Raw genomic sequence first — 14,843 nt, 5'->3', positions numbered from 1 at the left:
ATGTCTATGGAAAAAATAGTTAATGATATATTAAGAGAAGAAGTTTATTATGAAAAATTACAAAATGGCTTAGATGTATATTTTATGCCAAAGAGAGGCTTTACAAAAAAATATGCTATTTTAGCTACTAATTATGGTTCAAATGACTTAGAATTTATTCCAATAGGAGAAGATAAAAAGATTAGAGTAAATGAAGGAATTGCACATTTTTTAGAACATAAGATGTTTGAACAACCTGATGGAGGAGATGCTTTTGAAAAATTTTCTAAATTAGGTGTAAGTGCAAATGCATTTACTAACTTTACAATGACAGCATACTTATTTTCAGCTACGGAAAATTTTTATGAAAGTTTAGAGCACTTAATTGATTATGTTCAAACACCTTATTTTACAGATGAAAATGTTGAAAAGGAAAAAGGTATAATAGCACAAGAGATAAAAATGTACAATGATGATCCAGACTGGAATGTGTATTTTAATTGTCTAAAGGCTATGTATGTAAATTATCCTGCTAGAATTGATATAGCTGGTACAGTAGATAGTATATATAAGATAACTAAGGAAGAACTATATAAGTGTTACAATACTTTCTATAATCCAGGAAATATGGCTTTGTTTGTTGTAGGTGATTTGGATGTAGAAAAGGTAATAGATGTAACTAAAAAAGCAAACAATTATGATGTGGATAAACTTTCTAAGAATATAGAAAGATTTTATCCTGAAGAACCAGCAACTGTAAAGGAAAAAGAAGTTATAGAAAAGTTTCCTATATCTATACCTATGTTTAACATAGGTTTTAAAGATAATAATGTAGGTGTAAAAGGAAAAGAACTTTTACGTAAAGAAATTGTAACTGATATCCTTATAGGTATGTTATTTAAAAAGGGCAGTAAACTTTATGAAGATTTGTATATGCAAGGTCTAATAAATGAAAATTTTGGAGCTGGATTTTCATCTCAAGTAGACTATGCTTTTAGCGTAATTGCTGGAGATTCTAAGGAACCTAAAAAAGTAAAAGAGATAATTCTTGAATATATAGAAAGAGCTAAAAAAGAAGGATTATCTAAAGAGGAGTTTGAAAGAACTAAAAAGAAAAAAATTGGTTCATTTATTAAATGTTTTGATTCTATAAACTTTATAGGAAATAGTTTTATATCTTATATCTTTAAAGATATAAATATATTGGATTATTTAGATATTATTAAGGATGTTGCTTTTGAGGAAGTTGAAGAGAGATTAAAAGAACACTTTAAAGAGGAGTATTGTGTTATTTCTATTGTAGAACCTAAGTAGAACGTTTGAATATTACAAATAAGTAGCTAAAGGCCAAATAGTTAATTTTGATACTTGTTTTATTTAGGTAGCAAGTGATTTTGTTGAATATACTTATACAAATTAAGTTAGTAAAAATTAAATATTATTAATAAAAATTTGTAGAGAGATTGGTGTATAATATACACCAATTTCTTTGCTTGTAAATAATTTATGCATAATTTTGTTGAGACAGCATGTATAATATATTTTAAGTATTTGTAGAATCAACATCAATATGTTTTGTAGAATTAACATTAATATGTTATCATAATTTAGTATAATTACAATTAATTGTAAACATGGTGTATTGCTTTGGAAATATTTTAATTAAGATAAAGAGGTGGAGTTATGGATAGAGTCGCATTTACACTGTTTGGGATAGACATAATGTGGTATGGAATACTTATGGCTAGTGGCATGATTTTGGGAACTTTAATAGCAATAAAAGAGTCGAAAAGAGTTGGGCTTAAAGAAGATGATGTATTAAATATAGCTATCATAGCAATTCCTGTTGGATTAATATGTGCAAGAATATATTATGTTATATTTAATTGGAGTTATTATGCTCAAAATCTATTTCAAATACTTAATTTCAGAGGTGGCGGACTTGCTATACATGGAGGGTTAATAGGTGGAATCTTAGCTGGCTATATATACACTAAGTTTAAAAATATTAATTTCTTAAAAATGGCTGATACTGTCATACTTGGAATGCCTTTAGCACAAGCTATAGGAAGATGGGGGAACTTTATTAACGGAGAAGCTCATGGAGGTACAACTAATTTACCATGGGGAATAATGGTTGATGGAGTAAAGGTTCATCCAACTTTTCTATATGAGTCTATATGGGATTTTGGAATATTTATAGTTTTATTATTGTTTAGAAAAAATAAAAAATACGAAGGACAAGTTATAGTGACTTATATAACCCTTTATTCAATAGGAAGATTTTTTATAGAAGGACTAAGAACAGATAGTTTAATGTTAGGACCACTTAGAATGGCTCAAGTGATAAGTTTAGTTGGTGTTATTGGTGGTATAATAGCACATATTTATTTATCAAAGAGAAATAAAAGCAACAGTATTGAAGAATAATTTAAATATTAAGTTTGAAGGAGGTAGTTATGGAATTTCATCATGTATCAGTTCTTTTAAATGAATGTATAGAAAATTTAAAGATAAAACCAGATGGAGTATATGTTGACTGTACTATGGGTGGTGCAGGACATTCCAAAGAAATAGTAAAAAAATTATCAGATAAAGGATTATTTATAGGGTTTGACCAAGATAAAAATGCTATAAATACAGCAAGAGAAAGATTAAGTGAATATGAAAGCAGAGTAAAATTTGTTCATAGCAATTTTGAAAATATAAAAGAAGAATTGGAAAAAATCGGAGTTTATAAGATAGATGGTGTATTAGCAGATTTAGGAGTTTCCTCTCATCAACTTGATGAAGCTGAGAGAGGATTTTCTTATATGCAAGATGCACCACTTGATATGAGGATGGATGTTAGGTGTGAATTTTCAGCATATGATGTTGTAAACACTTATGCAGAAGATGAGCTAGCTAAGATAATTAAAGATTATGGTGAAGATAACTGGGCTAAACGTATAGCTAAATTTATAGTTGAGGAAAGAGTGAACAAACCAATAGAAACTACAGGTGAATTGGTTGATATAATTAAAAAAGCTATTCCTAAAAAAGCTAGAATAGATGGGCCTCATCCAGCTAAAAGGACTTTTCAAGCTATACGAATAGAAGTAAATAATGAACTTGGAGTAATTACAAAAATGATAAATGATGCTTCTTCTATAATGAATGAAGATGGTAGAATTTGTATAATAACATTTCATTCGTTAGAAGATAGAATAGTAAAGAATGCATTTAAATATCTCGCATCAGATTGTATATGCCCACAGCATTTACCAATATGTCAATGTGATAAAGAATCTGAAGTAAAAATAATAACTAGAAAACCAATATTACCTAGTGCTGAAGAAATAGAAGTAAATCCACGTTCAAGAAGTGCTAAATTGAGAGTAGCGGAAAAAATATAATTTATATAGTTTGAGAGTAAGGACTAGCGATGTAATAAAATAATAAACTTCTTAATTATAGTTAAAACCTATTATAGTTTTTATTAGAATAGAAAACAACTATGATATAATCGACAATATAGAAAAATATTTTCTGTTATAATATAACTAAAGTAGATATTAGGAGTGGAGAAAAATAGAGAATAAGCATAAAAAATTATTAATAAAAATTTGTATTATATTGGGGGTATTTGGTATTTACTTTTTTATACCTCCTGTTAAAAAAATGGTAAATCAGATGATATTTTATCTGAGTATGTTAAATCTAGATGCAATTAAGGAGTACATATTATCATTTGGAGTTTGGGCACCGATAATATCATTTGCACTTATGATATTACAATCAATAGCTGCACCTCTTCCTGCATTTTTAATTACTTTTGCAAATGCAGCCTTATTTGGATGGGTAAATGGTGCTATACTGTCATGGATTAGTGCAATGGCAGGTGCTGCAATTTGTTTTGTAATTGGAAGATTTTTAGGTAGAGATGTAGTTGTAAAACTTACAAGCAAATTTGCACTAGAAAGTATAGATGTTTTTTTTGATAAGTATGGAAAACATACGATTTTAATTGCAAGATTGCTTCCTTTTATATCTTTTGACCTTGTGAGCTATGCAGCAGGTCTAACATCCATGAGTTTTATATCTTTCTTTATAGCTACTGGAGTAGGACAATTACCAGCAACCATTGTATATTCTTATGTTGGTGGTATGTTGACTGGTGGAGCTAAAGTCATGATGACAGGACTTTTAATATTATTTGCTTTAAGTGTATTGATTTATATGTTAAAGAAAATATATAGTGATAAAAATAAATAAAAATTAGTGTAAAATCTATAGGTTCGAATTCAAGAATTAGTGAATCTATAGATTTTTTGTTGTGTATAGAAAAAATTACAAATAGATTGTGTAACAGTGTATTAATTTAGCGATGAAATTTTAAAGGAAGAGATATGATTAATAACAAATATAGTATAGAGGAAAATCTAAAAATCTATATTATCGGGGTGATAATTTGAAAAAAAATTATAAAATACATAATCTAAATGAATATAAAAATAAAAAAAAGAATAATTATAAAAAGAGAATTAATAAAAAAATAGGGGCTAAATGTATTTTATTGATTACAACTTTCGTAGTAATAATATTGAATCTATGTGGTTATTCAAAAATTTCAGAAATGAAATATGATATTCATTATTTACAAAAGGATTTAAGAAAAAAAGAGATAGTACTAGAGGAACTAAAGGCAAAAGAAACTGAAAAAACATCAATAAAAGAAATTGAGTTAAAAGCAAAGGAATTGCTCAATATGGACTATCCAAAAGATGGACAAATAAAGTATATAAATGTGGATAACTAGGGGGAATAGGTTTGAGAAAAGTAAAAAGGATAAGCAAAAAAAGACTGGTACTTGTTCTTGTTTTAGCATGTGCACTGTTTTTTTGCCTTGTTATTAGGACTGGATACCTACAACTTATGAAAGGTAATTGGTTGAGTACAAAAGCATTAGAACAACAAACAAGAGATATACCTATAGAGCCTAAAAGAGGAACTATATATGATAGAAACATGAAAGAATTGGCAGTAAGTGTAACTAAATATACAGTTTGGTGCAAACCTGTAGAAGTTGAAGATAAAAAAGAAGCGGCTGAAAAAGTGGCTGAAATTTTGGATGAAGATTATAAAGATATTTATGCTTTAATAAGCAAAAAAAATATGGCTCTTGTAAAGGTCAAAAGATGGATAGATGATGATAAGGCAAGTAAAATAAGAGATGCTAAATTAGGTGGAATATGGGTAGCAGAAGACAATCAAAGATATTATCCTTATGGAAATTTTGCACCATATGTAATAGGTCATACTTCCTCAGATGCAACAGGGATATCTGGTATAGAGATGCAATATGATAAAAAATTAAAAGGAAAAGCTGGAAAATTAATAGTAAGTACTGATGCTTCAGGTAGAGAAATTCCACAAGGTATGGAAAAATATTATGAACCTGTTCAGGGGAATGGTCTTGTATTGTCTATAGATGAAGTAATCCAACATTATACTGAAAAAGCAGTACAAAAGGCTTATGAAATAAATAATGCAAAGAAAGTCACTGCAATAGCAATGAATCCTAAAACTGGCGATATACTTGCTCTAGCATCAAAACCAGATTATGACCCTAACGACTCAAGAACACCAATATATCCATATTATCAAGAAGAACTTGAAAAATATAGCGATAAAGACAAAATAAAGGGTTATTATCAAATGTGGAGAAATCCAGCAGTAAGTGATACATATGAACCAGGTTCTACATTTAAACTTATTACATCTTCCAGTGCTCTTGAAGAAGGAGTAATAAAAGATGGTGAGAAATTCACATGTACAGGTAGTGTAACTGTAGGAGGAAGAAAGATTAAATGTTGGAGACACTATAGACCTCATGGAACACAAGAGTTTAAACAAGCAGTACAAAATTCTTGTAACCCTGTGTTTGTTGAATTAGGAAGTAGATTAGGTGTTGGTAAAATGTATGATTATATAGAATCTTTTGGTCTTATGAATAAGACAGGTATAGATTTACCAGGAGAAGCTAAAGGAATATTGTATAATGAAAAAAATGTAGGTCCAGTTGAGTTAGCTACAATATCATTTGGTCAATCAATATCAGTAACTCCAATACAACTTATAACAGCTATATCATCAATAGCAAATGGTGGAGATTTAATGCAACCAAGAGTAGTAAAATCTTATACTGATAACAAAGGTAATATAACTGAGACAGTAAAACCAAAAAAAGTAAGAAATGTTATATCTAAAGAAACATCTAAAAAAATGTTAGAAATTGCAGAGTCAGTTGTAACTGATGGTGGAGGAAAAATTGCATATATACCAGGATATAGACTAGGTGGGAAAACAGGTACAGCTCAAAAGGTTATAGATGGTAAATATGCTCAAGGAAAATATATATGTTCATTCGTGGGAATAGCACCTTGTGATGACCCACAAATTGTAGTTCTTGCTATTGTTGATGAGCCAACAGGAGTAAGTGCATTTGGTAGTACTACAGCAGGACCTATAGTAAAAGAAATAATGAATGATTCTCTAAAATATTTAGGGGTCAAACCAGTATATAAAGAAGAAGAAAAAGCTGAATATGAAAAGAAACAAGTCAAAGTACCAGATGTAAGAAATTTAAAAATTGGGGATGCAGTGAAAGCATTAGAAGATGCGAAGTTAAAACCAAATTTAGATACAGATATAGAAATTCCAAAGGATACAAAAGTAAAGGATGTTTTTCCAAAACCTGGAATAAAAGTTAATGAAGATTCAAGTATAACACTATATTTTGAAAACTAAAAAGTAACAGATAATTAACATATATCCATAAACATCTTCAAAAAAACAGAAATATAGTATATAATTATAAAGTTAAGAGTTATCGTAGGCAATGTATATGTAACGGTATACATTGCCTTTTGTTGCTAAGATAATATAGCTAATGTTTTATAAGGAGGAGTTTGAGAATGGAGTGCTTAACAATAAAGGAGTTAGTACTTGCAACTAATGGAAAGTTAATATATGGAGATTATAATGACTGTGTAAGTGATATAGTTATAGATAGCAGGGAAGCAAATGCACAAAATGCATTTGTAGCCATAGTTGGAGAAAATTTAGATGGGCATACCTTTATAAAGTCTGCATATGATAGTGGATGCAAAACTTTTATAAAAAATGAAAGTAATGGAATAAAATTAGAAAGTTCGGATATAAATTTAATAGAGGTAAAAGATACAACTTTGGCTCTAGGAAATATTTCCAGATATTATAAAGAAAAATTTGACATTCCATTTATAGGTGTTACAGGTAGTGTAGGAAAAACAACTACTAGAGATATGATATATGCAGCTATTTCTGCAAAATTAAACATCTTGAAAAATGAAAAGAACCTAAATAATCATTTTGGGGTTCCTTTGACTTTGTTTAATTTAAATAAAGAACATGAGTGTGCTGTAATAGAAATGGGAATGTCTGGATTTAATGAAATAAAGTATTTGGTGGACATAGTAAATCCTAAAATTGCAGTTATATCAAATATAGGATTGTCACACATAGAAAACCTAGGTTCACAGGAAGGGATTTTAAAGGCAAAGCTGGAGATTGCTTCAAATTTTGATGATACAAATACTTTGATTGTAAATGGCGATGATAAATTTTTATCTACATTAAAAGAAAAAGAGCATGTATATAAGTTAAAAACATTTGGATTTAAGAAAGATAATGACATTTATTGTGAAGATTATACTATGGAAGAAGATAGTTTGACATTTACGTGTGTCATAAATGGAAAAAAAGAGGAAATATTTATACCAACAATAGGAGAGCATAATATATATAATGCTATGTCGGCGATATTAGTTGGCATGAGTTTAAATATTTCTTTGGATTGTATAAAAACAGGTTTAAAAAACTTCAAAGGGACAAAAATGAGATTAGATATAATAAAAAATGAAAGATTAACAATAATTAATGACTCATATAATGCCAGTCCAGATTCTATGGAAGCAGCCTTGAAAATACTTGGTAGATATAAAGGTAGAAAAGTAGCAATACTTGGAGATATGCTTGAGATGGGTGAAATTTCAGAGTATGGTCATAGATTAGTTGGAAAATCATCTATGAATAATACTGATATCATAATAACTATAGGTGAAAACTCAGTGTTTATTGGAGACGAAGCAAAACGATTAGGATTCGATTCATCCAATATATATCACTTTAAAAATAGAGACGATGTATTTAATCGATTAGATGAATTAATAAAAACAGGAGACACTATTTTAGTGAAAGGCTCAAGAGGCATGAAATTAGAAAAAATAGTTGAATATCTAAATAAATAAGCTTAAACTAATGAGTTGATTGACAAGGGAGAGGAGTTTTATGATGTTAGGAATAACAGAGCTTACGTACACCGCATTGATTGCGTTTTTGATAGTAATTATAATAGGACCAATATTTATACCAATGCTTAGGAAATTTAAATTTGGTCAGACAGTTAGAGATGATGGACCTCAAACACATCTAGCTAAGAATGGAACACCTACTATGGGTGGAATTATAATGATTGTTGCAATTCTAATAACTGGACTTACAAGAGTAAAAGTTAGTCATGACATGGCAGTAGGTCTTATATGTATTGCTGGTTTTGGTTTTATTGGTTTTTTAGATGACTTTATAAAAATAAAGCTAAAAAGGTCACTTGGACTAAAAGCATATCAAAAAATAATCCTTCAAGTTGCATTATCTTTTTATGTTGCTTTTTATCAGTATACATCGTCATCAAGTGCTTCGCAACTTATGATACCATTTACAGATTTTGTAATAAATGTTGGAATACTATATATACCAATAATGATGTTTATAATAGTAGCAATAGTAAATGCTGTAAATTTAACTGATGGTCTAGATGGTCTAGCATCAGGAGTGACTTTAGTTGTTTCTGTATTTTTTATGTTGTTTGCAAGTTCAGTTGCAGGCAATACAGAAGTTGCAGTTTTAGCAGCAGCAACTGTTGGAGCATGTCTAGGCTTTTTAGGATTTAATTCATATCCAGCTAGAGTGTTTATGGGAGATACAGGTTCAATGGCATTAGGTGGTGCGGTTGTAGCATTTTCAGTTTTAACTAATTCAGTGCTTATAATACCTATAATTGGAGGCATTTATTTTGCAGAAGCTCTATCAGTTTTAATTCAAGTTGGATATTTTAAAGTAACTAGAAAGAGATTCTTTAAGATGGCTCCAATACACCATCATTTTGAACAATGTGGTTGGCCAGAAACAAGAGTTGTATTTGTTTTTTGGATTATTACAGTTGTTTTAGCTTGGATAAGTATAATAGCAGTATTTTAGGCCTAGGGGGAATAAAAAATGGACTTAAATGGAAAAAAAGTTTTATTAGTAGGGCTTGCAAAAACTGGTATATCTACAATTAAACATTTAGATAAATTAGGAGCAAGTATAATTGTAAATGATATTAAAGATGAAAATAAATTAAAAAACATACTTGATGAATTAAAATCTATAAATGACATAGAATACATATTAGGATGCCATCCAGAGGCTGTAGACGATGTAGATATGGTTGTAGTATCTCCAGGAGTACCATTAGACTTGCCATTTATTTTGAAGCTAAAAAATTCAGGCAAGTATATAATTGGTGAGGTAGAATTAGCTTTTAAATTGTCAAATAATCCAACTTTTATAGGGATTACAGGTACAAATGGTAAGACAACTACAACTAGCTTAGTAGGAGAAATTTTTTCAAGTGCCAAAAAAGATACATATGTAGTTGGTAATATAGGGAATCCTGTAATAGATACTATAGAAACTTCAAATGAAGAATCTATACTTGTAACTGAACTGAGTAGTTTCCAACTTGAAAGTGTGGATGAATTTAGACCTAAAGTAAGTGCAATATTAAATATTACAGAAGATCATTTAAATAGACATCATACTATGGAAAAGTACATAGAAGCTAAATCAAAAATATTTATGAATCAAAATGATGAAGATTTTTGTATATTAAATTATGATGATGAAATAGTGAGAGGCCTAGCTGATAAATGTAATGCCAAAGTAATTTACTTTTCAAGAACTCATAGAGTAAATGGAGGAGTATATTTAGAAAATAATGACATAATAATAGATATAGAGGATAAGATTAAGTTTCTAAATAAAGATGATGTAAGTTTGCCTGGAGGCCATAATTTAGAAAATTGTATGGCAGCAATAGCAATAGCATATGTTTGTAAAGTAGATTTAGAAGTAATAAAAGATGTATTGATGACATTTAAAGGAGTTGAACACAGACAAGAGTTTGTAAGAAACTTAGATAATGTAATATATGTAAATGACTCAAAGGGAACTAATCCAGATTCTACTATAAAAGCTGTACAGTCTTATAATAGACCAATAGTGCTTATAGCAGGAGGAATGGATAAGGGAAGCAACTTTGATGAACTTCTTGAAATTGCAAAATCATATGTTAAATCATTAATCTTATTAGGAGAAACTGCACCAAAGATAGAAAATTGTGCTAAAAATAAAGGATTTAATGACATACATATAGTAAAAGATATGGAGGAAGCAGTTAAGACTTCTCATGAGATTTCAAAAAATGGAGATATAGTGCTTCTTTCACCAGCTTGTGCAAGTTGGGATATGTATGAAAGTTTTGAAGTAAGAGGAAAAGACTTCAAAGATAATGTAAACAATTTAAAATAATCTCTTACCTCTAAACTTACTTAGATGGAAGAATGGAGGTAGATTAGTTGGATGCCTAAAGAAAATTTGAAAAAACAAATTGACATAAGGATGAAGACTGAATTTGATGGAGTAGTATTTTATACTACTATGCTTTTAGTATTTGTAGGAATAGTTATGGTGTTTAGTGCAAGTTTTATACAATCTTCATTTAAACACAATGATGCATACTATTTTCTAAAGAAAAATGTAATATATGCTATACTAGGATTTATAGTTATGATTATTACATCTAGAATAGACTATAATTTTTGGAAGAAAAATGCTACAGCAATTGGAGCTATAGCAGTAGTATTATTATTGTTGGTTTTAACTCCTTTGGGAATAGAAGCAAACGGAGCAAAAAGATGGTTAGGGATAGGTGCTTTAACATTTCAGCCTGCAGAAATTGCAAAGTTTGCTACAATAATATTAACTGCAAAATTGATTGAGAAAAATTATGATAAAATAAAATCTTTGACAAAAGGTGTTGTACCACTTCTCGTAGTTCCAGGAATATTTTTTGCGTTGATAATACTTCAACCAAATTTGTCAACAGCAGGTACTGTAATTCTAGTTACATTTGTAATGATATTTGTTGCTGGAATGGATATGAAAATTGTATTTGCTATGATAGGAAGTGGGGCTGCTTTATTTGCTGCATTAGTAATTGCTGAACCGTATAGACTTAGTCGTGTTACATCTTTTTTAGACCCATTTCAAGACCCACTTGGTAAGGGGTATCAGGTAATACAAGGTTTATATGCATTAGGTTCAGGAGGACTGTTTGGTTTAGGCTTAGGAAAGAGTAAGCAAAAGTATTTTTATATACCAGAGCCACAAAATGACTTTATATTTGCTATAATAGGAGAAGAGTTAGGATTAATTGGTTGTATAATAGTTATAATGCTATTTGTAGCCTTAGTCTACAGATGTGTAAGAATAGCTTTGAAGACTTCTAATGTATTTGCTTGTATGGTTGTCATAGGTATAGGGGCACAAATTGGAATACAAGCAGCTTTAAATATAGCAGTTGCAACATCATCAATGCCAGCTACAGGTGTAGCACTACCATTTATAAGTTATGGAGGTACCTCACTCACCATCTTTATGGGGGCTGTAGGTATAGTGTTGAACATCTCAAAGCATGTCAAAATTAATTAACAGGAGATGATGATTTGATGAAAGTTTTATTATCAGGCGGTGGAACTGGAGGACACGTATATCCAGCTATAGCTATTGCTAACAAAATAAGAGATGAACATCCAGACGCCGAGATAATGTTTGTTGGGACGGAAAAAGGAATAGAATCAGAAATAGTTCCTAAGTATGGATTTGAATTGAAAACTGTAACAGTACAAGGATTTAAGAGAAAAATAGACTTCGATAATGTAAAAAGAGTTTTTAAGCTTTTTAAAGGATTGGAACAATCAAGAAAAATTGTTAAAAAATTTAAGCCAGATGTAGTCATAGGAACTGGTGGATATGTCAGTGGACCTGTTTTATTTAATGCGTCTATGGGAAAAATACCAGCTATAATACATGAGCAAAATTCTTTTCCTGGGGTAACTAATAAGATTTTATCTAAAACAGTTACAAAGGTACTTACAAGTTTTGAAGATTCACATAAAAGATTCCCTGAGGCAGCAGAAGAAAAATTAGTTTTTACAGGAAATCCAGTTAGAAAAGAAATTTTGTTATCAAGAAAAAATATCGCAAGAAAAAATTTAGGAATAAGTGAAGAGAAAAAAATGGTACTTTGCTACGGTGGTAGTGGAGGTTCAAGAAAAATAAATGATGCAATGAGACTTGTCATTAAAAATATGGTAAATGAAGATATAGCTTTTATATTTGCAACAGGAAAAAGCTATTATGAAGAATTTATGGAAAGTATCAGTAATATAAATCTTAAACCATACCAAAAAGTAGTACCTTATTTAGAAGATATGGCAAATGCACTTGCAGCAAGTGATTTAGTTATAGGTAGTGCAGGAGCAATTTCATTAGCTGAAATAACAGCTCTTGGCAAACCTTCTATAATAATACCTAAAGCATATACTGCTGAAAATCATCAAGAGTACAATGCTAAGAGTATAGAGAAGCAAGGGGCAGGGGTTGCAATCTTGGAAAAAAACTTAACTCCAGAAAGCCTGAATACAGCCGTATTTAAACTTTTAGGAGATAGAGAACTTCTAGTTGATATGGCAAATGCAAGTAAAACTATAGGTAGACCTGAGGCTATAGACCTTATATATGATGAGATAATAAAGGTATATAACTCAACACAAAAATCAACAGCTAAGAAACCAAAAAAAGAAAAAGCTATTGAGGAAGTAAAGAAAGAAGCAGCTCCAAGTATAGAAGGTCAGGCTAAAGTAATAGGAATAAAGAAACGATAAATAAATATTTACCCCTAATTTATAATATATTAGATTTTCTAAATTATTCTAAATTAGGGGTTTATTTATGTGTATATAAGTTTTAAGTTATAAAATACATATAGTATTTTATATTTATTTTGATGAAATATCAATTTAATCCTCTTTTTTAATGTTTTATTAGATTGTTTTGTAAGAAAATGAGAAAATTTGACTTTAAATATTATATTTTTTTTGTAGGGAATATAAACTCGAAAGGTGTATTTATTAACCAAAGGGGTTGATTGTATTTGAAGAGGAGAAAGAAGCTAAATACGAATAATGTTATGATAGTTTTAGTTTTTATACTTATGCTATCTTTTGGGATATGTATTATTGTAGGGAGTGATTTATTTGATGTAAATAGGATAGATGTGATTGGAAATAAAAGAGTCACCAAGTCAAATATAATGAAATCGTTAAATGTAAGTTCACATGAAAATATATTTGCATACAATTTTAAAGACATGAAAAGTAAGCTTATGAAAAATCCGTATATAGAAGATGTAGAAATAAAAAGGAAACTTCCAAATAAGATAATTATAAGCTTAAAAGAAAAAGAAATTTTTGCGGTATTAAAGGATGAAGATAACTATTGTTATATAGATAAAAAAGGGAACTTATTAGAGGAATTAAAAGGCACTAATGAAAGTAAAAATGATTTGATAGTGGAAGTAGATTATAGTATTAATGATACAAAATCAATAAAATTTAAAAATTATAAAACTAAAGAGAGTGTATTTAAGACTTTAAATTATTTAAAAGAAGAAGGTATTTATAGAAAAATAAATTATGTAAACTTTAAAAAAGAAGGGAATGTAGATATGCTTACGAGAAGCAATATAAAAATCTTACTTTCTAATGATGATAACTTAGATTATAATATATCTAGGGTAAATAAAATTTTGATTGACCTGCAAAATAAAAATACCAATGGTGGGACTATAAATCTAAATTATGGAAAGCTAGCTGTATATAGTCCAGAAGGATAGACAATTGTAAGGAAGTGATATTTTGAAAAAAAGGTTTATAAATAAGAGTATAATTATAGGAAGTATTGTATTGGGAGTTCTCGTTAGTTTACAACTAAAAATTATTAATATAGAAAATAGAGGAATGACGACTTTTAAGAGAGGCGAGCAACTTACAGAAGAACTTAAATCTCTAAAAAAAGAAAAAGAAAATCTTCAATCAGAAATTAATAGTGTAAAAAAAGATATAGAGACATATAGAGGTAAAAGTGAAAAAGGAGAGCAAGATATACTTAAATCAGAAATAGAAAAATATGAAACTTTAGCTGGATATACAGATGTAGAAGGAAAAGGTATTGAAGTTGAAATAAATTCTACAAAAACTTTAGGAAGCTTTGATAAAAATGACAGTATACTATATAATTATGATTTATTACTGTCAATGATAAATAAATTAAATTCAGCACAAGCAAGTGCCATATCTATAAATAATCAAAGAGTAGTTTCAAATACATATATGTATTTGAAAGAAGATAAACTTTATATGAATGACACTGTTATAAAGGAGCCAATTACAATAAAGGCAATTGGTGATTCTGATACATTAGCTTCTGCGCTCAATATAAAGTATGGTATTGTCTGGGAAATAGAAACGTATTATAATGCAAAGGTAAAAGTAATTAAAGAAGATAATGTAAAAATAAATGGACATGGTGATACAGATAAAGTAGAGAGGAAATAATAG

General features: G+C 29.2%; 13 protein-coding genes. All 13 read left to right on the top strand.

Translation table 11 applies throughout. The features are described from left to right. The first annotated feature begins 6 nt into the window (after nucleotides 1–6). Complete coding sequence (gene yfmH, locus IC219_RS06235; protein WP_227432404.1) at nucleotides 7–1,293, top strand: EF-P 5-aminopentanol modification-associated protein YfmH; 1,287 nt, start codon at nucleotides 7–9, stop codon at nucleotides 1,291–1,293. 369 nt (nucleotides 1,294–1,662) lie between these two features. Then, nucleotides 1,663–2,409: a prolipoprotein diacylglyceryl transferase gene (gene lgt, locus IC219_RS06230; protein ID WP_227432405.1), complete on the top strand. Its 747-nt coding sequence runs from the start codon at nucleotides 1,663–1,665 to the stop codon at nucleotides 2,407–2,409. A gap of 29 nt (nucleotides 2,410–2,438) precedes the next feature. After that, a complete protein-coding gene (gene rsmH / locus IC219_RS06225; RefSeq protein ID WP_227432406.1) occupies nucleotides 2,439–3,374 on the top strand; it encodes a 16S rRNA (cytosine(1402)-N(4))-methyltransferase RsmH in 936 nt (311 codons plus the stop codon). Between the two features lie 277 nt (nucleotides 3,375–3,651). Continuing rightward, a complete protein-coding gene (locus IC219_RS06220; protein WP_413926907.1) occupies nucleotides 3,652–4,233 on the top strand; it encodes a TVP38/TMEM64 family protein in 582 nt (193 codons plus the stop codon). 196 nt (nucleotides 4,234–4,429) lie between these two features. Continuing rightward, a complete protein-coding gene (locus IC219_RS06215; protein ID WP_227432407.1) occupies nucleotides 4,430–4,777 on the top strand; it encodes a hypothetical protein in 348 nt (115 codons plus the stop codon). Nucleotides 4,778–4,788: 11 nt separating this feature from the next. Continuing rightward, nucleotides 4,789–6,768 carry a stage V sporulation protein D gene (locus IC219_RS06210; RefSeq protein WP_227432408.1) on the top strand — a complete coding sequence of 660 codons (1,980 nt, stop codon included), beginning with the start codon at nucleotides 4,789–4,791 and terminating at the stop codon, nucleotides 6,766–6,768. A gap of 167 nt (nucleotides 6,769–6,935) precedes the next feature. Beyond that, entirely contained in the window at nucleotides 6,936–8,309 is a 1,374-nt protein-coding gene (locus IC219_RS06205; protein ID WP_227432409.1) for a UDP-N-acetylmuramoyl-tripeptide--D-alanyl-D-alanine ligase, read from the top strand. Nucleotides 8,310–8,349: 40 nt separating this feature from the next. Next, nucleotides 8,350–9,318: a phospho-N-acetylmuramoyl-pentapeptide-transferase gene (gene mraY, locus IC219_RS06200; protein WP_227432410.1), complete on the top strand. Its 969-nt coding sequence runs from the start codon at nucleotides 8,350–8,352 to the stop codon at nucleotides 9,316–9,318. A gap of 18 nt (nucleotides 9,319–9,336) precedes the next feature. Further along, nucleotides 9,337–10,692, top strand: coding sequence for a UDP-N-acetylmuramoyl-L-alanine--D-glutamate ligase (gene murD, locus IC219_RS06195; RefSeq protein ID WP_227824216.1), 1,356 nt, complete (start codon nucleotides 9,337–9,339; stop codon nucleotides 10,690–10,692). 51 nt (nucleotides 10,693–10,743) lie between these two features. Further along, complete coding sequence (spoVE, locus tag IC219_RS06190) at nucleotides 10,744–11,874, top strand: stage V sporulation protein E (RefSeq protein WP_227432412.1); 1,131 nt, start codon at nucleotides 10,744–10,746, stop codon at nucleotides 11,872–11,874. A gap of 17 nt (nucleotides 11,875–11,891) precedes the next feature. Beyond that, on the top strand, nucleotides 11,892–13,109 hold the full coding sequence (murG, locus tag IC219_RS06185) for an undecaprenyldiphospho-muramoylpentapeptide beta-N-acetylglucosaminyltransferase (RefSeq protein ID WP_227830792.1): 1,218 nt from the start codon (nucleotides 11,892–11,894) through the stop codon (nucleotides 13,107–13,109). A gap of 269 nt (nucleotides 13,110–13,378) precedes the next feature. After that, nucleotides 13,379–14,119 carry a cell division protein FtsQ/DivIB gene (locus IC219_RS06180; protein WP_227432414.1) on the top strand — a complete coding sequence of 247 codons (741 nt, stop codon included), beginning with the start codon at nucleotides 13,379–13,381 and terminating at the stop codon, nucleotides 14,117–14,119. A 22-nt stretch (nucleotides 14,120–14,141) separates the two neighbouring features. After that, nucleotides 14,142–14,840, top strand: coding sequence for a DUF881 domain-containing protein (locus tag IC219_RS06175; RefSeq protein WP_227432415.1), 699 nt, complete (start codon nucleotides 14,142–14,144; stop codon nucleotides 14,838–14,840). The last annotated feature ends 3 nt before the right edge of the window (nucleotides 14,841–14,843 follow it).

The sequence above is a fragment of the Clostridioides sp. ES-W-0018-02 genome (genome assembly GCF_020658175.1).
Classification (GTDB): Bacteria; Bacillota; Clostridia; order Peptostreptococcales; family Peptostreptococcaceae; genus Clostridioides.
Note: the sequence above shows the minus strand (reverse complement) of the source record. Positions and strands in the feature narration are given on the sequence as shown.